Consider the following 18,275-nt stretch of genomic DNA (forward strand, 5'->3'; position numbering starts at 1 on the left):
TTATCCGGTTTGAAGCCGTATGACCACTCCCTTTTGTGGGCGACTGTCAGGTGAATACCATCTCCATACACCCATATTTATATCAATACATAATTTAAGAGTTATCCCTTTCTTTTAAATAGCCTCAACAAGCCTTTCACAGTAATATCTAGGTGACTACCTTCATCATACAGAGCAGGAACAACATAATCAGCTCTCTCTTCAGAAATGAGTTTTTCAACTTTGTCTTGAGTTGATTTCAAAGGCCATTTTTTGTTATCAAAGACTGCTATAGATCTACCACCTTGATATCTGACCATCTTCATGGATGGAATGTCTGTATCACCATCACCAAGATATATCATCCTCTGGAAGGGGATATCTCTATCTTGAAGTTAAATAAATTTGTTTACCTCTCCATTATCCCAAGAATTATGTATCCCTTTGTTTATTCTAAATAGAAACTGGGTCTTTGTTGTATAGTTTATTGCTTGAGCTGGCCATGTTGCGTAATACTTATCATCTGAGTAGTGATACTTGCAAGCGTAAATGTCACGAAATTTATTTCCAATGCAAGTACCTCTGATCATTGAATCAAGACCGCTTGATATAATGTAATGCTCTAATTCTAGGTCAATACTTTCTGCAAACCTGTCAATTCTGTCAAACCATGACTCGACGCCACTGAATAGGGGGATAGATTGTCCATGCATCATTAGTTTTTCTGTACTAAGGACATCAGATTTAAGCATGCGAGCCCTTTCTGCCAGCATGCCAAGATAGGTTTAAATTTCATCGCCGTCATCGTCCTTTGCTCTACGCTTAACACTAGCCCAAAATTCAGGAATATCTGTTATCTCTAATTCGGGCATAACCCCATGCTGGGCGCAATCACCTTCAGCCAAGGTTCCATCAAAATCATAGAACAGTGCACATTTCATGAATAATCCTCGAAGAGTTAAATAGGCCAGTTCTGCTCAATCCATAATATTTCCTGACACACTTTTTCCTCCATTCTGTCTCTGTTAGAGGTAAGTCTGAACTCTTGGCCTGAATGTAAATCAAGAACGATATATTCCGCACCAACCTCTTGAATTGCTTCATGCATTAAATAGCAGATGTAGTCCGCTCGCTCCTTTGTCATTCTCTGTGTCTCGGTGAAATGGAGCTTGACATGAGTTCTAACCCCATTTATTAATGCGCTTAGCTCGGGGTTACAATGAATAGTTGTACTATTAAAAACGAAGGACTCGCGCAATGATGCATAAACATCAATTTTCTTACCTGACTGCCATTGAATAAAATTTTGAGCGAGGCGTTCAAATTTTATTTTTTTACTAGAGTCCTTTTGCCTTCGTGATATATCAATCAGGTATGAAATGTGTCTCTTTTGGCTAAAAAGTGACTTTATAGCTGTTCTAAGTTGCAAGTAATAATCTTTATAGTGTGCGTAGTCACCTCTAAGAGCGATCTGTCTAAGTTTTGTGTTTTTAGGTGAGCCCGTTGCAACAGCGATATTAGTGAAATCTGAGATAGCTAACTCTGGCATACAACATCCTTATTTTAAATTTATGAATTTAGTGATCTGTTCAGGAGCAAGTGATTTTTAATTCGATGCTTAGTTCTCAATAGGGAGCAAGCTGCGGCATTGTGGATAGCCGGGACAGCCCCAGAAGCTATTGCCCTTGGTGTCCCCCCGCTTGCTGATACGCAATACCATAGGGGTACCGCATTTGGGACAAGCTGGTGCCGGAGCTGTATTGGCGGTCGAGGTATCATGCTCGTCACTGTTGCTTGCGACGCGCTCCAACGTGATGCGAACCTCTTCGCTAACCCGGATAATCCGTTGGGCTTCATCATAGGCATCACGGTAAAGGTCATGATCTTCCGAGCGTTGGATCAATACCCCCATCTCGTTGTTATTGACCTGACTGAACTCGTAGAGATTGAGGCTGGTGACAATGCACATCTCTTCATTGAGATAGCACTTGGCATGGAGGTTTTTGCAAAAGCTGGTGCGGATATAGGTGAGCTCTTTGAGCCAGCTGATCTCTTCTGGTTGCAGCTCGCTTTTGCCATAGACGATCCGCACATCGATCTTGAGGCGGTTCTTGTCGGTGAGCAGCTCCTTGATCCTGTCGTTGAGCTTGAGGAAGGGGCTGATCAGGATCAGACGATCTTTGGCATCTTTGATAAGTTCTTCCAGAAAGTAGTTGGTTGCGCTGGTATTCAAAAACTTGGCCATGGCAAAAATCTCTATCCCTGTGGTGTAACTGGTGGCGCAAATACTTGGCTGGCGTTCGGCAGGTCATTTTCATTCCAGGCGCCGTGATCACCCAGCCACTGCGGCTGGCAATCGACATCATGGTTTCATGCGGACAATTGGGCGCCGAACTGAACCATCCTAACAATTTCATCAACAGGAATATGTGACAGATTGCACTAACTCTGTGACAAGGCTGGATTTTTCGGGGCGGGCTGTGGTTGATGGTAAATCGCAGGTGCAAAAAAGCCCCTTGGCGGGGCTTGGTGTCTGGCAAGGCCGGTGTCGGGGTTATCAATCGAACAGGATGCGGCCGCTGGTGCCGGCATCGCTGTCTTTCCAGCTGGCGCCGCTTTTGCGCAGGGTGTAAGTGATGGTCTCCTGCTTGAATTTCAGGTAGTCGCTGCCGCTGTGACTTGGTTTGACCTGATTGCCATCGATATAGGTCTCCCCTGTGGTATCGACGTGAATTTCGGCCACGGTGCGGCCATCGTCAGTAACCGCTTTATAGTTGCCAGCCCACGGGCTCTCGTCGCCATACTGCACGGCCCCTTCCTGCGCGTGCGCTTGGGCATGGGTCTTGTGGCCGTGATGGGTTTTGGCCACGGCGCAGCCGGAGATACCGACCGCCAGCAGGCAACCGAGGGTGACATTGAGCAGAGTCTGTTTGGATTTCATCTTCATTTACCTGTATCAAATAATTGCAATGGATAAGGGGTGGAGCCCCCACGGTAGGTGTGGGCCCTGTTGAGCCGTGGCTCGAAATCAGTCCTGATTGATGCCATAAATATGGCCGCGGGCGTCGGTGAGGCAGTGCCAGAGCCGGTCATGGGGCCCCTTGATATCAATCATCATCCCCGCCTGGGAGTCGGCCACATAGTCGAGGGTCAGTTTGCTGCGGCTGATGCCCGCTTTTCTGGCGACGGCGTTCATGCAGGCGTTCTCGGCAACCTTGGTTTGCGCAGTGCTGCCGTTGTAGGCACCGCTGCTGGCGCTCTCATCATCGCCGTCGTCATTGTTCTCATCGTCATTGAGCTGGCAGGCGCCGCTGTCGCCATTTTTGACAAAATAGGTGATGCCCCAGTCGCCATTTTTGACAAAATAGGTGATGCCCCAGTCGCCATTTTTCACCATGGAGAGGGTGGTGCGCCCCTTGCTCGCCTCGTAGAAATTTGAATTCACTTTTTTAAGCGGAACTTGCTGGTTATTGATATAAGCCGTGCCATCTTCGACGCGAAGATTAATATGTCCAGGACAGCTAGCGGATAAATCAGGCACCCCTGCATATGCGGTTCCGGTTATGACCAATACAGAGAGAGCAAGCAGCGTTTTTTTCATCAGATAACCTCAAATCAACAAGGATCAGCAAGTGTGATGTCGTCAAAATAACGGTTGCTATGCCTGAACGTTATTTCTGTGCCCATTGCACACCTGTTATCGGTAGCCCGCAGTCGGTCGTTTCAGTGCGCCTCGTCCTGCCGGGATGACGCCAAATTTAGCAGTCGGGTGATGTAAGTAAAATAAAACAGGATTAATTGAGTTCATAAAATATGAAAAACTATAAATCATTTAAAACAATGGGTTAGGTGCATCTCAGGTCACTGGGTAAAAGATGGGGGACCTCCGGGTTGGTTTCTTATGGGCATCGATAAAGTTGGCCATTGGTCTGTGATGTCGGGCGTTTGTTTTTTTTCTGTTGTAAGCGGGCACAGGCTGGCGATATCAAGGGCCAATCAGCCATTGCGCACCGTAAATATACAGATAAAAACTTCAATATTCGGTGTACGAGGGTGGCAAAATGGGCCTGCCAGCAGGTGGATATTTTTACCTGATATGACTGGGTGGTGAGGCATATGAAAAGGACAGAATAAATAAACCCTCCATCAATAGAGGCATGATTATCTGGAGTGTTAATGTACTTTTCCTGAGGATTGCCCACTTTTGGCAGGCAAAAATAACGACTCAGAAACTCATGGCCAACCCGATGGAATAACCGCTGGTGTTGTGGCTGAACATATAGCGGGCAACCAGCCGGGTACGGGTGACTATGATGTCGTACTTGCTGCTATCCAGCTCCAGACCGGCGCCGATAGAGTTGAGGGAGTCAAAGCCAAGCAACCCCCTCTGCTCCCCCAGATATGCGGTATGGGCCCCCTCCAGTACATAGCGCACCGGTCTGTCGAGCAGTGTCCAGTCAAACAGCGGGGCCCGGCGGCGCAGATAGAGACCGAGGTTCTCCGCCTCGGCGTGACCACGGACGCTGGTCGAGGTACCGCCAAAGCTCTGCAGGTGCTGGTAGGAGTAGCGCACTTCGATATCGATATCCTGTACCTTTGAAAAGAGCTCGTAGTCGAGCATCAGCGAGCCTCCCAGTCCGTACATATTGAGCTGCCCACCATCGAGAAAATCCAGCGAGTAGCCCTTGGTACGCTCCAGCAGCCAGTTGCCGATCCGCAGATCGCTGGCCATGGTACCGAGCGAGACGTTGGCGATGGGGCGCAGTACCCAGTGGCCACCGCGCGGGTCTTCATGGAGGGCGATATCCCAGCCGATCCCGCCAGAGGCGGTCAGGCTGTTCCATTTGGTCGGGAGGGTGCGGCTCTCGGTGCCGTTGCTCACCACAAACTGGGGATCGTAGCGGCTAAAGCCGATCGCCCCTTCCAAATAGATGGGCACGGCTTCACTTATGGTGGCACCGCCGCCGATCTGGGTCATGTTGAGGGCAGCAGATTGATTGGTGCCGCTGCCGATATCGAGGTTGCTGGCGGTGATGTCGGGCACCACGGTGAAGGTCATCAGCGAGAGCACCGCATTGGCGCGCTCCTGTGCCCACTCCTGATCCTGTGTTGCGGCCTTGACGGCGCCGCCGGATAGCGCCAGCAGCATTGGCAACAACATCTGCAATAAAGAGGAGCAAGAGCGGTGCATGAGTTTGGTTCCCGATAATCGGCTTCTGGTTGCCCTGATTTTACTGTAGCGAGCTTCCTGCCGGTTGGCACGGAGCTAAGAGGGGGGAATAGGCGTCGCTTGCGGTCGGTTGCCGCTGAGGGGCAAGCCTTTGCCACACCAACGGCACGCCTTTGCAGTTTGTCGCTAAAGCTTGGCCTCTTGCCGCCGATATCTCTTGTGAGATCGTGTGGAGGACAAGCAATTGAACGCTTGGGTGTTGGGGTTGGTCAGCATATCCGTGAGTATGCAGTTACAGGCTGGGGTCACCGAATTTGGTGCCGGTCTGGATCAATCCGTCTGGCGTTTGACCTCCGATACCCAGATTGAGTGTCGCCTCGAGCATCCTATTCCCAACTGGGGAACGGGGGCTTTTGTCAGTCGTGCCGGGCGCAAGATCAATCTCGACTTCGAGCTTAAGGGCAAGCGACCGCAGGCCCAGACCCAGACGGTGAGCCTTGGCATCATGCCGCCGGTATGGCGCCCGGGAATAGCCGGGCGAGAAGTTAGCCAGCTGCGCTTCTATCAGCAGTTCGATGGGCTGGTGGAGGGGCAAACCGCCTGGACCATGCTCGACGAGCTGGAGGGGGGGCGCATGCCGACCTTCCAGTATCGGGACTGGTATCGCCAGAACCGCGCGGTGCGTGTATCGCTGTCGTCAGTCAACTTTCGGGTCAAATATCAGGCTTTTATCGACTGTCTGAGCGGGCTGTTGCCCTACAGCTTCAACGATATCGCCTTTAGCGTGCTCACCTATGACAAGAACAGCGATCAGCTCTCCATCCCCTCCAAGCGGCGGCTGGCGATGATCAGCGAGTTTATCAAGGCGGACAAGAGCATCGACGTGGTGGTGATCGACGCCTACAGCGATAGCTATGGCGGCCGCTGGCCGAACCTGAAACTCTCCGAGAAGCGGGCCGATGCCATCAAGAAGGTGTTTGTCGATCTGGGGATCGATCCCGGCAAGATCTCGGTGGAGGGGCATGGCGAGAAGCAGCACGTCGCCTCCAACGAAACCGAACAGGGACGTGCCAAGAACCGGCGGGTGGTGATCAGCATGGGGCGTAATGGCGAGATCTAGCACGGTCCCCGGTCAGAGAAGCACAAAAAAAGAGCGCATCTGCGCTCTTTTGTGATCCTGCCATTCGGCAGCGGGAGTCGGATAGCTTAGAAGCTGTCACCCAGGCCAGTACCGGCATCTTTCTTGGCGATCAGTTCAATCTTGTAACCGTCCGGATCTTCGACGAAGGCGATGACGGTGGTACCGCCCTTGACCGGGCCCGGCTCGCGGGTGATCTTGGCTCCGGCGGCACGCAGGGCGTCGCAAGTGGCGTAGATGTCGTCCGCTTCCAGCGCGATGTGGCCATAGGCTGAGCCCAGTTCGTACTCGCTCACCCCCCAGTTGTAGGTCAGCTCGATCACCGCTTCATCCTTCTCGTCACCGTAACCGACGAAAGCCAGGGTGTACTTGTACTCGCTGTTCTCGCTCTTGCGCAGCAGCTTCATGCCAAGGACGCGGGTGTAGAAGTCGATGGAGCGTTGCAGATCGCCGACACGCAGCATGGTATGCAGAATTCTCATTGCTCAGTTCTCCGGGTTGGTGATGTGTACTGCTTTCAATCTCGGTTGCGAGGCTATCAGCTGTCGGGATAGACCTTCTCTTTGTACTCGCACAAGTCCTCGATGATACAGGAACCACAGCGGGGCTTGCGAGCCAGACAGGTGTAACGCCCGTGCAGGATGAGCCAGTGGTGGACATCCAGCTTGAATTCGGCGGGCACCACTTTAAGCAGCTTCTCCTCCACCTGATCCACATTCTTGCCCACCGCAAAGCCGGTGCGGTTCGATACCCGGAAGATATGGGTATCGACGGCGATGGTGGGCCAGCCAAAGGCGGTGTTGAGCACCACGTTGGCGGTCTTGCGGCCGACGCCCGGCAGGGCTTCCAGCGCTTCGCGGTTCTCCGGCACCTCGCCGCCATGGCGCTCCAGCAGGATGGCGCAGGTCTTGATGACGTTCTCGGCCTTGGTGTTGAAGAGGCCAATGGTCTTGATGTAGCTCTTGAGCCCCTCGACCCCGAGATCCAGCATCGCCTGTGGGGTGTTGGCCACCGGATAGAGCTTGTCGGTCGCCTTGTTGACGCTGACATCGGTCGCCTGCGCCGAGAGCAGCACGGCGATCAGTAGCTCGAATGGCGAGTTGAAGTTGAGCTCTGTGGTGGGGTGGGGGTTGTTTTCCCGCAGTCGCTCGAGGATCTCTCTGCGTTTCTGGTTGTTCATGCCTTGCGTCCGATCATAGTTCGGTCGCCCGGACGCGAGCCGGGGCAACGTTGCAGTGGGCCACTGTGGCTGCTTGTTTGCGGTCCCGCCAGTCGTTGATGGCGTTCTTGGCGGCGATCAACAGTCCCAGCCCGATAAAGCCGCCCGGCGGCAAAATCGCCAGCAGCAGGCTGGCATCGGCGTGGAACAGCTCGATGCGCAGGGATTTGGCCCACTCGCCCAGCAGCAGCTCGGCGCCATCAAACAGGGTGCCCATGCCGATGATCTCGCGCATGCCGCCCAGTACCAGCAGCACCAGAGTAAAGCCAAGGCCCATCATCAGGCCGTCGAGGGCCGCCAACAGCGGCGGGTTCTTGGAGGCATAGGCCTCGGCGCGGCCGATGATGACGCAGTTGGTGACGATCAGGGCGATAAAGATGCCGAGTGCCTGATAGAGGCCATAGGTGTAGGCGTTCATCAGCAGCTGCACGCTGGTCACCAGCGAGGCGATGATCATCACATAGACCGGGATGCGAATATCCTTCGGCACCCAGTTGCGCACCAGCGAGACGGCGAGGTTGGAGCAGACCAGCACCGCCATGGTGGCAAGGCCCAGCCCCAGCGCATTGGTAAAGGTGGAGGAGACGGCGAGGGTCGGGCAGAGCCCCAGCACCTGCACCAGCGAGGGGTTGTTCTTCCACAGCCCCTGACTCATCAGCTCCTTGAGCTCGCCCTTGCGGCTTTCCAGCTCGGCAATCGGGGTTGCGCCCGTTTCAATCTGTTCCATCTGTTTCATGATGGCTCGACTCCGTTAGTTCGCCGCCGGACAAGCCGGGGCGTTGCTGAGCAGTTCGGGTTGCTCCTGCTGCAGTTTCAGCAGGTTCTTCACCGCCTTGACCACGGCTCGCGGGGTGATGGTGGCGCCGGTAAAGGCATCAAACTCGCCGCCATCCTTCTTCACCGCCCACTGGGGCTCGTTGTCATGGGTCAGGAATTTTCCGGCAAAGCTGTTGATCCAGTCCGATTTCTTCAGCTCGATCTTGTCACCCAGGCCCGGGGTCTCGTTGTGAGCGAGCACGCGCACGGCTGTGATGGTGCCCTTGGCATCAAAACCCGCCACGATGCGGATCGCCCCGCTATAGCCATCCGGCGCAATCGCCTCCAATGCATAGCCGGTCACCACGCCATTCTTGCTGGCGGTATAGAGGGCTTGCGGCTGATCGCTGCCCAGATACTTCCTGCTGGTGACTTGCTTGCAGCTGGCCACCAGATCGTTGTCATAGCTCCCCTCCGGCAGCAATACCGAGAGGGTCTGCTGCTTCTCCAGCTGCTGCTGGTGGGCGATTTTATCCTTGGTCAGCTCGTTGGTCAGTACCACCAGCGCGGTACAGCCCAGCGCGAACATCGCCAGAATAAGGCCGTTCTTGCGCATGCTCTTTAACATGTCCGGGCTCCGTCAGCTGTGATGGTGGAAAAGGGCAGAAACATCATTGGCGACGGGCTCCATACACTTTCGGGCGAGTCAGGCTGTCAATAAAGGGTACGCAGAGGTTGGCCAGCAGCACGGCAAAGGCGAACGCATCGGGATAGCCGCCAAAGCGGCGAATGATGTAGACCAGCACCCCGATCAGCACGCCATAGACCAGTCGGCCGCGCGGCGTGGTGCAGGCGCTGACCGGATCGGTGGCGATAAAGAAGGCTCCCAGCATGGTGGCGCCGCTGAATAGATGGAACATCGGCGTGGCAGTCGCATCCGGGCTCACCAGATAGCCGATGGTGGAGGCCGCCAGCAGGGCACCGAGAATGGCGGTGGGAATGCGCCAGTTGATCACCTTCTGTTGCAGCAGGAAGAGGCCGCCCAGCAGGTAGCCGAGGTTGACCCAGCTCCAGCCGATGCCGCCCCAACCCTCGAACAGCGGGCCGCTCAGGATCTCGCCGGTGGTGAGCCCCTGAGTCAGGCCGGTTTTCAGGGTATCGAGGGGGGTCGCCATGGTGAGACCATCCACCCCCTGCTTGAGCTGGGCCATGCTATAGCCGTCGAGGCTAAAGCCGGTGAAGATCACCGACGCCGCATCACCAAAGCCGAGGCTGTAGGCGCGCACGCTCTCCGGCGGCAGCCAGCTGGTCATCTGCACCGGGAAGGAGACCAGCAGCAGCACATAGGCGACCATGGCCGGGTTGAACAGGTTCTGGCCCAGTCCGCCGTAAAGGTGTTTGGCGACAATGATGGCAAAGGCCGTGCCCACCACCAGCATCCACCACGGCAGCAGCGGCGGCAGGGAGAGACCGATCAGCACGGCGGTGAGCGCCGCACTGCCATCCATCAGGGCAGGCTTGATGGCGCGGCCACGGAGCTTGAGCACCAGCGCCTCGCACAGCAGCGCTGTCACCAACGCCAGCAGGATCTGGATAAAGGAGCCCCAGCCGAAGAACCAGGTCTGAGCCAGCAAGCCCGGCACGCAGGCCAGGATCACCAGCAGCATCAGGGTTCGGGTCTGTTTGCGGTTATGGGCAAACGGCGCAGTCGCAATATTGAACATGAGTCTGTCGATTACCTTGTGGTTGTTCGGTCGGCTGACGGGGCATCTTCAGCGGCGGTCTCTGCAGCTCTGGCCGCCTCGGCCGCCAGCTTCTTCGCCTTGGCGCGGGCCACGGCGGCTGCAATGGCCGCTTTTTTCGGATCAACCGGGGCATCAGCCGCAGGGGCGCTCGCTTCAGGCGCCTCTGCGACGGCAAGTGGTTGCTCACTGCTGGCGGCATCGGTTTGCATCGGCTCGGTCGGTGCGCGCTCACCCTCAGTTCCGGCTCTATCTACCTGAGTACCGGCACTCTCTACCTCAGCACTGATACGCTCGCTCTGCTGCGCCAGCTTTTTGGCCTTGGCCCGGGCGATGGCTGCGGCGATAGCGGCCTTCTTGGGATCGACCGCCTCACTTGCAGCCGTATCGCTGTGGCTGGTGGTTACTTCGCTCTTGGCTAGCGTCATGTCGCGGGTCTGTGCGCTGGCAGCTGGCTCACTCTGCGCACCTTCAGCACCGGCACTCTCGCCCTGCTGGGCCAGCTTTTTGGCCTTGGCGCGGGCAATGGCAGCGGCGATAGCGGCCTTCTTGGGATCGACCGCTTCGCTGGCCGCAGATGGCGCAGTGCTTTGGGTTGCAGCGGATTCGCTGGTGCCAGCATTTGCGGTCAGGTCGCCCTCAGCGCTGTTGCCCTGCTGCGCCAGCTTTTTGGCCTTGGCACGAGCGATGGCAGCAGCAATTGCCGCTTTCTTGGGATCTGCGGGTGTATCGCTTTGGGTGTCAGCGTCGGTTGTTGCGCTGTTGGCTGCGCTTACCGGCTCGCCACTGGCCTCGGCCTTTTTGGCTTTGGCACGGGCAATGGCGGCGGCAATCGCTGCCTTTTTCGGATCAACCTCTGCCTTTTGCTGATCAGCATCTACCGCAGGCGCAGCAACGGCTTCGGCAGTCACAGGCTCGGCGCTCTCGCCTGCCTGAGCGGCTTTCTTGGCCTTGGCGCGCGCCAGTGCGGCGGCGATGGCTGCTTTCTTGGGATCGCTGGCGGGGTCAACCGCCTCGGCGGGTTGCGCCGCAGCGGCAGTGTCGCTGTTTGCGCTCTCCGCCAGCTTGGCGGCGCGGCGCGCTTCCGCTTCCCGTTTGCGGGCTTCGCGGGCGGCAATCACGGCACTGTTGTCAGGCAAGCCCTCTGCGGTGGCGGTAATGGCTGTGATGGGGGCATCCTGCTTGGCCTTGATGCGGGCCAGTGCCGCTGCCACCGGATCTTCGCCGCCTGCGGCCGTCATGGTTTGACGGCGCTGGGCGGCGGCTTCGGCATGGCGCGCTTCGCGGGCCGCTTTCTCCCGCTCGAAGCGGGCCTGCTTGGCCTCGAAACGCTGCTTGGCGCGTTCGGCTTTTTCGGCCTCGGCACGGGCTTCGCGAATGTCGTCTTTGGCGATCTTGTAGTACTGCACCAGTGGGATCTCGCTCGGGCAGACCCAGGCGCAGGCGCCACACTCGATGCAGTCCATCAGGTTGAGCTTCTCGGCCTTGTCATACTCCTTGGCCCGGCTGTACCAGTAGAGCTCTTGCGGCAGCAGGGTGGCCGGGCAGGCATCGGCGCAGGCGCTGCAACGGATGCAGGGCTGCTCCGGGCCGGGGGCGGGCAGTTCGGCTTGCGTCGGTGCCAGCAGGCAGTTGGTGGCCTTGACCACAGGCACCATGGCGTGGGGCAGGGTAAAGCCCATCATGGGGCCCCCCATGATCACCCGCTGCTCCGCTTCCGGTTGCAGCTCGAAACGCTGCAACAGCCAGCGCACCGGCGTACCGAGGCGCACCCAGGCGTTGCCGGGCTTTTTGAAGCTGTCGCCGGTGAGGGTGACGATCCGCTCGATCAGCGGCTCGCCGTCGATAATGGCGCGCTTGATGGCAAACACGGTGGCCACGTTAAGCACCATGATGCCGATATCGACCGCGCGGCCGCCTTTGGGCACCTGACGGCCGGTCAGCAGCTCGATGGTCTGCTTGGCACCACCCGAGGGGTACTTGGTCGGCACCGTCTTGACCAGCACATCTTCATCGGTGGCGTGCCGGGTCAGCTGCTCGATCGCCTCGGGCTTGTTGTCTTCTACCCCGATCAGGGTGAGTTTCGGTTTGAGCAGGTGCTTGAGCACCCGGATGCCATCCATGATCTCGTCGGCGTACTGCTGCATCAACCGATCATCGGTGGTGATGTAGGGTTCGCACTCCAGCCCGTTGACGATCAGGATCTCGGTGAGCTGGCCGCGGCCGTCGAGCTTGCTGTGAGTGGGGAACACGGCGCCGCCAAGGCCCGCGACCCCTGCCTGCTGGATGCGCTCGAGCAGCTCGCCCCGCTCCAGATTCCAGTAATCGGCTTTGCCATTGCGCTCGCCCCACTCATCTTCCCCATCCGGGGTGAGAATGACGCAGAGATCGCCGAGCCCGGAGGGGTGGGCAACCGTGTGGTTGCCAATCTCGGTGATGGTGCCGGAGGTGGAGGCATGGACAGGGACGACCCGCCCCTTGGCATAACGGGTCAGCGGCTGCCCTTTTTTGACCTTGTCGCCCACCTGCACCAGCAGATCGCCGGCGGGGCCTGCGTGCTGGCGCAGCGGAATGATGAGGCGCGGTGGCAGACCGGCGTCTACCACCGGGCTCTGGCTTGATTGCAGCTTGTTGTCGGCGGGGTGAATGCCACCGTGAAAGTCCCAGAGCGTGCCGGCTTTGATACGTTCGAGTAAGGAATGCATGGTTGCTCCGCTGTTTATTCCACTATCTTGACCGGAATCTTGCCCGGAACATGCACGTTATTGAGATCCCACTTCCAGTTATCGACCGTGGTGGGCACCGGGATCATCTCGATGCAGTCGGTCGGGCAGGGATCGACACAGAGATCGCAACCGGTGCACTCGTTGGCAATCACGGTATGCATCGCCTTGGTGGCGCCGACGATGGCATCCACCGGGCAGGCCTGAATGCACTTGGTGCAGCCGATGCACTGATCTTCGTGGATAAAGGCGACCTTCTTGACTGGCACTGCGGCCTCGTCACTGCCCCCCAGTGGCTGGGGCTCGACCCCCATCAGATCGGCAATCTTGCGCATGGTGGCCTCGCCACCGGGTACGCACTTGTTGATCTGATCGCCGTTGGCGAGTGCCTCGGCGTAGGGTTTGCAGCCGGGATAGCCGCACTGGCCACACTGGGTCTGGGGTAGCAGGGCATCGAGCTGGTCGACGATGGGGTCTGCTTCCACATGAAACTTGACGGCGGCAAAGCCCAGGATAATCCCGAACGCCAGCGCCAGCAGGGTGAGCACCAGAATGGCAAAGAGAATATGGATCATGGTTATATCTTGATAAGGCCGGTAAAGCCCATAAAGGCCAGCGACATCAGACCGGCGGTGATCATGGCAATCGACACCCCGCGAAACGGCGCGGGCACATCGGCGGCGACCAGACGCTCGCGCATGGCGGCAAACAGGATCAACACCAGCGAGAAGCCGGTGGCGGCGCCAAAGCCGTAGATCACGCTCTGGATAAAGTCGTGTCGCTCATTGATGCTGAGCAGCGCCACCCCGAGCACCGCGCAGTTGGTGGTGATGAGGGGCAGGAAGATCCCCAGCAGGCGATAGAGGGTCGGGCTGCTCTTGCGCACCACCATCTCGGTAAACTGCACCACCACGGCGATCACCAGAATAAAGGCGAGGGTGCGCAGATAGGCGATATCCAGCGGCAGCAGGATATAGTGCTCCACCAGATAGGAGCTGGCACTGGCGAGGGTCATCACGAAGGTGGTCGCCAGCCCCATGCCGATGGCGGTTTCCAGCTTGCCGGAGACCCCCATAAAGGGGCAGAGGCCGAGGAATTTCACCAGCACGAAGTTGTTAACCAGCACGGTGCCGATCAATAAAAGCAGGTACTCAGTCATCAATTACCGTCACTGAAAGTCGGGTTATCGGGGTTTGAAGGCGGGCGGTATTATCTGACGTTAGGGCCAGTTAAACAACCGCAAGGCCGCATGGTTATTATGCAACTGGATAATTTAGCCGGGGTTTTGGGCGAGAATCCGGTGGGTTTTGCGTCATATCCCCACCGGGTGAGAAGCCTTACTAACCAACAGCCAGTTTGGCGGCCTCTTTCCACATAAATGGCGGCATCGGAGTAGTGAGACGCCATTTTATGTTCATCGGTTGGCTGCCTGTGTGGGATACGTACTCCACCTCACCAAAGTTCACAAAGCCAAGGGTGCGGCCAAATTCATCTTTGCTCTGCTCGCGGACGAACAGAAACAAGCGCTTACCTTCTGCTCTGTGGTTTATGTAACTCAGCCCCTTACCCCGTTCTGGGCGAGCGCTGTTTTGGCTCTGCCAATGAAACAGCGACTCGTTGATGGCGTAGTCGTGATAACGGGTGGTGGGGGAGAAGTGCTGTTCCGTTTTGTTCAAGGTCACGAACAGCAACTCGATATGTTGCTCTGCGATGACATAGACCCCTTCGCGAGCAGTGGGTTGCTGCGCGAAGGTAGTCGCGCCAAAGCCAACCAGCACCTGCTCTCTGGCATAACGGGCATGCAGCTGCAGTGGATTACCGGGAAGGTTTGGCATGGCGCTTTGTTCGTGCTGCACCCGGTTGATCAGCATGGGCAACAGATCTGCCAGCTCGGCCCTTAATTCAGGTTGATTGAGTTGTTTCAGGCTGTGCGCCAAGGAGCTAAAGCCAGCAGTGGGGCCGCTCTGTTGCCAGAAGTCGTAATGGCACATCAAGGCCATGCGTGCATCGTGCTCGGCCGTTAAGGTAAATGCGTCTGCCACCAAGGTTTGTAAGAAGTTCAAGTAATGGAGCGCATCGCAGCCCAATAGCCGGGTTTTGATGGCCCGGGTGTAGAGAGTCGACAGCTTTTCATCGCTCATTTCAGAAATGGTATGGTTGTGGGCCTGTTTGACCAAGGCGCTCCAATTGCCGCGCTTGTAGATCTCCTCAAGGCTAATGTGAGGGTAGAGCTTCAAAAAGTTCGCTAGTGTCAGAGGTAAATCGCAATCCTGTGAGAAACGGCGGATCAGGCCCATAAGGCGCGAGGTATTGAGAGTCGCCTTCTTGATATTGCTCAGAATTAACTCTTGGGTCTGTTTTGAGAGCTCGATGCGGCAACCCAAGGGGGCGTGAGGGAAGCCCTGTTTGATCTCGTGGCTGATCGCCTTGTTGGTTTTGCCCACCAGTGCCCGGAATTTCTGGGCAAAGTCATACTCAACACGGGCATTGCCAACAAAGTCCAACACGGTGCAGCACTCTTTATCGCTCGCCAGCCGCAGGCCGCGCCCTAATTGCTGTAAGAAGATGGTGAGACTTTCCGTTGGTCGTAAAAACAGCAAGGTATCGACTTCCGGGATATCAACCCCTTCGTTGAAGATGTCCACCACGCAGAGAATATTGATAACCCCAGTGCGCAAATCTTGTTGTTTACTATGCCGCTCGTCTCGATTATCGCTGGTGAGAATATCAGCCTTGATGCCCTTCAATAAAAAGGCCTTGCGCATAAAATCGGCATGTTCACGGCTCACACAAAATGCCAGTGCTTTGATCTTGGTAATATCGGTGACGATCTCATTGAGGCTCTGGACGATTTTCTGTACCCGCTGCTGATTGTGGGTATAGATATTGGTGAGCTCAGTGATGTCATAACGGCCATTTTTCCAAGCCACTTGGCGCAAGTCAGTATCATCATCGATACCAAAATATTGGAACGGACAGAGATGGCGACGATTGATAGCCTCGGGCAAGCGGATCTCTGCTGCGATGACACCACAAAAGTCGGCAAGAATATCACCGCCATCATGGCGCTCTGGCGTTGCGGTTAATCCTAACAGAATGTGAGGTTCAAAGGCGGCGAGCAGACCGCGATAACTGGCCGCCGCAATATGGTGAACCTCATCAATGACGATGTAATCGAAATAATCTGGGCTAAGACGTAAATTAGCCAGCTGGTTATTCAAGGATTGCACCGAGGCAAATAGTTGACGGTAGTGGGTTGGCACGGCGCCGCCGACCAAGAGTTCGCCAAAATTGGATTGCTTGAGCACACCGCGGTACGAGGCTAATGCTTGGCGCAAGATCTCCTCTTTGTGGGCGACAAACAGGAACTTGGCGTCGGGTTTGGTTTTCAGAAAACGCGCAAAATCAAAAGCGGAGATCAGGGTTTTCCCTGTACCAGTGGCCGCAACCACCAAGTTACGGAAGCGCTGGTGTAAAGCGCGCTCCATCGCCAATTGTTCAAGGATCTCCAGTTGATGGGGAAACGGCGTGATATCAAAGAAATAGGCAGGGCTATTTTTGTCCCCATCCCCACGGGCCTCTTGCAGTGCATGCTGCAATTTTGTACGGCTTTCGAGCTTGCCATCAAACAGCTCAAAATCATCGGATTCCCAATAGGTTTCAAAGGTACTTAGGGATTTCTCGATAATATGAGGGATCTCTTGCGAGGTGATTTTTAGGTTCCACTCCAAGCCGCTAGTGAGGGCAGAGTGAGAGAGATTGGAGGAACCTATATAGCCGGTATGAAAGCCGGTATTTCGGCAAAAGAGATAGCTCTTGGCATGCAACCGCTCGCGCTGGGTGTTATAGCTGAGTTTGACTTCGGTATTTGGGAGGCTGGCTAAAAATTCAACTGCCTTGGCGTCGGTCGCCCCCATATAAGAGGTAGTAATTACTTTTAATTGGCGGCCGCTGCGAGTGAACTCTTCCAGCTCATGACGGAAAATCCGGATACCTGCCCATTTGATAAATGAGACCAGCCAGCAGATGCTATCTGCCGATAATATTTCCCGTTTAATCTCCGACTCCATCGACAAACCCGCATTGCTGCCACAAAACAGTTCGCTCTGAGTGAGACCTGTCAGAGGGAAAATATCCTCGGCATATTGTTTTAAATTGGCGGAGATGGGGTTATCCAACTGGTAGAGCGCTGTCAGAATTTTTCCCTGACTATCGATGAGGTGCTCGCTAATAAAGTCTGGGTCTTGGGTGCGATCCTTTAGCCAAAGCAATAACTGGTTAGCCAGCTTGATCTGCCGTTGCAGCTGATCCTCTCCAGTTACCGAGCCCACCGCATATTCCAAAACCCGGCTCAGAAATCTGGATAACCAAACTGCCGCTTCGGCAGGTTCAAGCTGGCGTTCCCCTACGTAAAAGTGCTCGCGGTCGAGTCGAGATGTCAGCAGTTGAGTAATGAGCTGTTCATAAATACCGCATTGTTGCATCACGCACGAGCCTCGAACATTGTCTATAGAAGAAAGAGATAATATCATTTTTTTCATCTAAATCAGCATGTTATTATCGGTGGCATATTTGGTTATGGAGCCCGTATTATTAATTTTTTCACGTGGCTCACAGATTCAAGATGTGGCAGCATTTTTTTCTTACCCCATGCTGGGCTTTATTACTGCCACTATCTGCAGTGACTGAGGAGTACAGATGTTCAAGAAACCGGTAGCGGTTGAACTGGAGGCCATCAATCAGGAAGGTGAGATACAGGTGGTGCGTGACAGCGGTCTGACCGTTCAAGGCTACAGCGTTTACTTGCGAGTCGAAGAGAGCAACGGCTGTGCCTTGGCAACCTGTGTGGCAGACTACGACACCATCGGCCCTGCCTACGAACTGGCGGAGCGGTTGAGTCAGGCGCTGGCCATCCCGCTCATTGTGATGACTCCAGAAGCATTAATGCCAGTGAAGAGTTAGCCAAACGCGACAACAGCAGCCATTGCAACGCCCAACTGAACACCCCTTAAAAATTACATCATCATTTGCGCTCGCTTTGCGCGTCACGGCACACATGGGCTCTCTCTTGCCGGGTAAGATGGGGTTGCCCGCCGTGGCGACGACAGTCGGATGTTTGCGGGTATATGCCGGTCACATCAGCCAGATCACCACCAGGAGGTAACCATGATCAGCCATATCGACCATCTGGTATTGACGGTCAGTGATATCGAACGGGCCGTGGCGTTTTACAGTTCGGTGCTCAATATGGAGGCCATTACCTTCGGTGCGGGGCGCCGGGCGGTAGGGTTTGGCAACCAGAAGATCAATCTGCAACTGTTGGGGCAGGAGCCGCGCAACCGGGCGCAGGTGGGGTCGGGGGATGTCTGCCTTATCACCCGCTGGCCGCTGGAGCAGGTGATGGCCCAGCTTGCCTGCCACGGGGTGGAGATTGTCGAGGGGCCGGTGACCAAAAGCGGCGCCTGCGGGCCGATAGAATCAGTCTACTTCCTCGACCCAGACCGGAACCTGATAGAAGTGAGCATCTATCCCTGAGCCCACCAAGCCA

The 18,275-nt window shown here is 55.8% G+C and carries 19 protein-coding genes; 3 read left to right on the top strand and 16 right to left on the bottom strand.

Annotation, left to right across the window (positions count from 1 at the left end; all coding sequences use genetic code 11):
• Positions 1-101: 101 nt before the first annotated feature.
• From OKC42_RS02510 to OKC42_RS02540, 7 genes are all read right to left on the bottom strand, one after another.
• A complete protein-coding gene (locus OKC42_RS02510; RefSeq protein WP_199428668.1) occupies positions 102-305 on the bottom strand; it encodes a hypothetical protein in 204 nt (67 codons plus the stop codon).
• A gap of 459 nt (positions 306-764) precedes the next feature.
• A complete protein-coding gene (locus tag OKC42_RS02515; protein ID WP_199428667.1) occupies positions 765-920 on the bottom strand; it encodes a hypothetical protein in 156 nt (51 codons plus the stop codon).
• A gap of 17 nt (positions 921-937) precedes the next feature.
• Positions 938-1,528, bottom strand: coding sequence for a hypothetical protein (locus OKC42_RS02520; protein ID WP_150388841.1), 591 nt, complete (start codon positions 1,526-1,528; stop codon positions 938-940).
• A 69-nt stretch (positions 1,529-1,597) separates the two neighbouring features.
• Entirely contained in the window at positions 1,598-2,224 is a 627-nt protein-coding gene (locus tag OKC42_RS02525; protein ID WP_021230635.1) for a phospholipase D family protein, read from the bottom strand.
• A 312-nt stretch (positions 2,225-2,536) separates the two neighbouring features.
• A complete protein-coding gene (locus tag OKC42_RS02530; RefSeq protein ID WP_005359606.1) occupies positions 2,537-2,920 on the bottom strand; it encodes a hypothetical protein in 384 nt (127 codons plus the stop codon).
• A gap of 87 nt (positions 2,921-3,007) precedes the next feature.
• Positions 3,008-3,580, bottom strand: coding sequence for a hypothetical protein (locus OKC42_RS02535; RefSeq protein WP_270819035.1), 573 nt, complete (start codon positions 3,578-3,580; stop codon positions 3,008-3,010).
• A 624-nt stretch (positions 3,581-4,204) separates the two neighbouring features.
• The gene (locus tag OKC42_RS02540) at positions 4,205-5,170 is read right to left on the bottom strand and encodes an autotransporter domain-containing protein (protein ID WP_199428666.1); all 966 of its coding nucleotides are present in this window, start codon (positions 5,168-5,170) and stop codon (positions 4,205-4,207) included.
• Between the two features lie 223 nt (positions 5,171-5,393).
• Between OKC42_RS02540 and OKC42_RS02545 the strand changes: the two genes are divergently transcribed.
• On the top strand, positions 5,394-6,269 hold the full coding sequence (locus tag OKC42_RS02545) for a flagellar protein MotY (RefSeq protein WP_005337611.1): 876 nt from the start codon (positions 5,394-5,396) through the stop codon (positions 6,267-6,269).
• 86 nt (positions 6,270-6,355) lie between these two features.
• Here OKC42_RS02545 and gloA read toward each other — a convergent pair whose 3' ends face one another.
• The 9 genes from gloA to OKC42_RS02590 form a co-directional block, all read right to left on the bottom strand.
• Positions 6,356-6,769 (bottom strand): lactoylglutathione lyase, encoded by a 414-nt coding sequence (gene gloA, locus OKC42_RS02550; protein ID WP_005347113.1) that lies wholly within the window; start codon positions 6,767-6,769, stop codon positions 6,356-6,358.
• A 56-nt stretch (positions 6,770-6,825) separates the two neighbouring features.
• Positions 6,826-7,467, bottom strand: a complete 642-nt coding sequence (nth, locus tag OKC42_RS02555) for an endonuclease III (RefSeq protein WP_199428665.1) — start codon at positions 7,465-7,467, stop codon at positions 6,826-6,828.
• Between the two features lie 13 nt (positions 7,468-7,480).
• Entirely contained in the window at positions 7,481-8,242 is a 762-nt protein-coding gene (locus OKC42_RS02560) for an electron transport complex subunit E (RefSeq protein ID WP_407704807.1), read from the bottom strand.
• A gap of 15 nt (positions 8,243-8,257) precedes the next feature.
• Positions 8,258-8,890 (bottom strand): electron transport complex subunit RsxG, encoded by a 633-nt coding sequence (gene rsxG / locus OKC42_RS02565; RefSeq protein WP_005359614.1) that lies wholly within the window; start codon positions 8,888-8,890, stop codon positions 8,258-8,260.
• Positions 8,891-8,933: 43 nt separating this feature from the next.
• Positions 8,934-9,986 carry an electron transport complex subunit RsxD gene (rsxD, locus tag OKC42_RS02570; RefSeq protein WP_005337606.1) on the bottom strand — a complete coding sequence of 351 codons (1,053 nt, stop codon included), beginning with the start codon at positions 9,984-9,986 and terminating at the stop codon, positions 8,934-8,936.
• A gap of 11 nt (positions 9,987-9,997) precedes the next feature.
• The gene (gene rsxC / locus OKC42_RS02575; RefSeq protein ID WP_199428664.1) at positions 9,998-12,709 is read right to left on the bottom strand and encodes an electron transport complex subunit RsxC; all 2,712 of its coding nucleotides are present in this window, start codon (positions 12,707-12,709) and stop codon (positions 9,998-10,000) included.
• Between the two features lie 14 nt (positions 12,710-12,723).
• Positions 12,724-13,302 carry an electron transport complex subunit RsxB gene (gene rsxB / locus OKC42_RS02580; RefSeq protein WP_005350799.1) on the bottom strand — a complete coding sequence of 193 codons (579 nt, stop codon included), beginning with the start codon at positions 13,300-13,302 and terminating at the stop codon, positions 12,724-12,726.
• 2 nt (positions 13,303-13,304) lie between these two features.
• Positions 13,305-13,886 carry an electron transport complex subunit RsxA gene (gene rsxA / locus OKC42_RS02585; RefSeq protein ID WP_005337600.1) on the bottom strand — a complete coding sequence of 194 codons (582 nt, stop codon included), beginning with the start codon at positions 13,884-13,886 and terminating at the stop codon, positions 13,305-13,307.
• A gap of 181 nt (positions 13,887-14,067) precedes the next feature.
• Complete coding sequence (locus tag OKC42_RS02590; protein ID WP_270817006.1) at positions 14,068-17,211, bottom strand: DUF3427 domain-containing protein; 3,144 nt, start codon at positions 17,209-17,211, stop codon at positions 14,068-14,070.
• Between the two features lie 214 nt (positions 17,212-17,425).
• Here OKC42_RS02590 and OKC42_RS02595 point away from each other — a divergent pair, with 214 nt between their 5' ends.
• The gene (locus OKC42_RS02595; protein WP_042056561.1) at positions 17,426-17,689 is read left to right on the top strand and encodes a hypothetical protein; all 264 of its coding nucleotides are present in this window, start codon (positions 17,426-17,428) and stop codon (positions 17,687-17,689) included.
• A 204-nt stretch (positions 17,690-17,893) separates the two neighbouring features.
• On the top strand, positions 17,894-18,262 hold the full coding sequence (locus OKC42_RS02600) for a VOC family protein (protein ID WP_199428431.1): 369 nt from the start codon (positions 17,894-17,896) through the stop codon (positions 18,260-18,262).
• Positions 18,263-18,275: the final 13 nt, after the last annotated feature.

It is taken from the genome of Aeromonas sp. Y311-2 (assembly GCF_027706025.1).
In the GTDB taxonomy this organism is placed as follows: Bacteria; Pseudomonadota; Gammaproteobacteria; order Enterobacterales; family Aeromonadaceae; genus Aeromonas; species Aeromonas veronii.

Excerpts from the sequence above, each read along its gene's own strand:
- OKC42_RS02600 (WP_199428431.1), top strand. The coding sequence starts at position 17,894 with ATGATCAGCCATATCGACCATCTGGTATTGACGGTCAGTGATATCGAA.
- rsxG (WP_005359614.1), bottom strand. The coding sequence starts at position 8,890 with ATGTTAAAGAGCATGCGCAAGAACGGCCTTATTCTGGCGATGTTCGCG.
- OKC42_RS02560 (WP_407704807.1), bottom strand. The coding sequence starts at position 8,242 with ATGAAACAGATGGAACAGATTGAAACGGGCGCAACCCCGATTGCCGAG.
- OKC42_RS02595 (WP_042056561.1), top strand. The coding sequence starts at position 17,426 with ATGTTCAAGAAACCGGTAGCGGTTGAACTGGAGGCCATCAATCAGGAA.
- OKC42_RS02515 (WP_199428667.1), bottom strand. The coding sequence starts at position 920 with ATGAAATGTGCACTGTTCTATGATTTTGATGGAACCTTGGCTGAAGGT.
- OKC42_RS02530 (WP_005359606.1), bottom strand. The coding sequence starts at position 2,920 with ATGAAATCCAAACAGACTCTGCTCAATGTCACCCTCGGTTGCCTGCTG.
- nth (WP_199428665.1), bottom strand. The coding sequence starts at position 7,467 with ATGAACAACCAGAAACGCAGAGAGATCCTCGAGCGACTGCGGGAAAAC.
- gloA (WP_005347113.1), bottom strand. The coding sequence starts at position 6,769 with ATGAGAATTCTGCATACCATGCTGCGTGTCGGCGATCTGCAACGCTCC.
- OKC42_RS02535 (WP_270819035.1), bottom strand. The coding sequence starts at position 3,580 with ATGAAAAAAACGCTGCTTGCTCTCTCTGTATTGGTCATAACCGGAACC.
- rsxD (WP_005337606.1), bottom strand. The coding sequence starts at position 9,986 with ATGTTCAATATTGCGACTGCGCCGTTTGCCCATAACCGCAAACAGACC.
- rsxA (WP_005337600.1), bottom strand. The coding sequence starts at position 13,886 with ATGACTGAGTACCTGCTTTTATTGATCGGCACCGTGCTGGTTAACAAC.
- OKC42_RS02510 (WP_199428668.1), bottom strand. The coding sequence starts at position 305 with ATGAAGATGGTCAGATATCAAGGTGGTAGATCTATAGCAGTCTTTGAT.
- OKC42_RS02590 (WP_270817006.1), bottom strand. The coding sequence starts at position 17,211 with ATGCAACAATGCGGTATTTATGAACAGCTCATTACTCAACTGCTGACA.
- OKC42_RS02520 (WP_150388841.1), bottom strand. The coding sequence starts at position 1,528 with ATGCCAGAGTTAGCTATCTCAGATTTCACTAATATCGCTGTTGCAACG.
- rsxB (WP_005350799.1), bottom strand. The coding sequence starts at position 13,302 with ATGATCCATATTCTCTTTGCCATTCTGGTGCTCACCCTGCTGGCGCTG.
- rsxC (WP_199428664.1), bottom strand. The coding sequence starts at position 12,709 with ATGCATTCCTTACTCGAACGTATCAAAGCCGGCACGCTCTGGGACTTT.
- OKC42_RS02525 (WP_021230635.1), bottom strand. The coding sequence starts at position 2,224 with ATGGCCAAGTTTTTGAATACCAGCGCAACCAACTACTTTCTGGAAGAA.
- OKC42_RS02540 (WP_199428666.1), bottom strand. The coding sequence starts at position 5,170 with ATGCACCGCTCTTGCTCCTCTTTATTGCAGATGTTGTTGCCAATGCTG.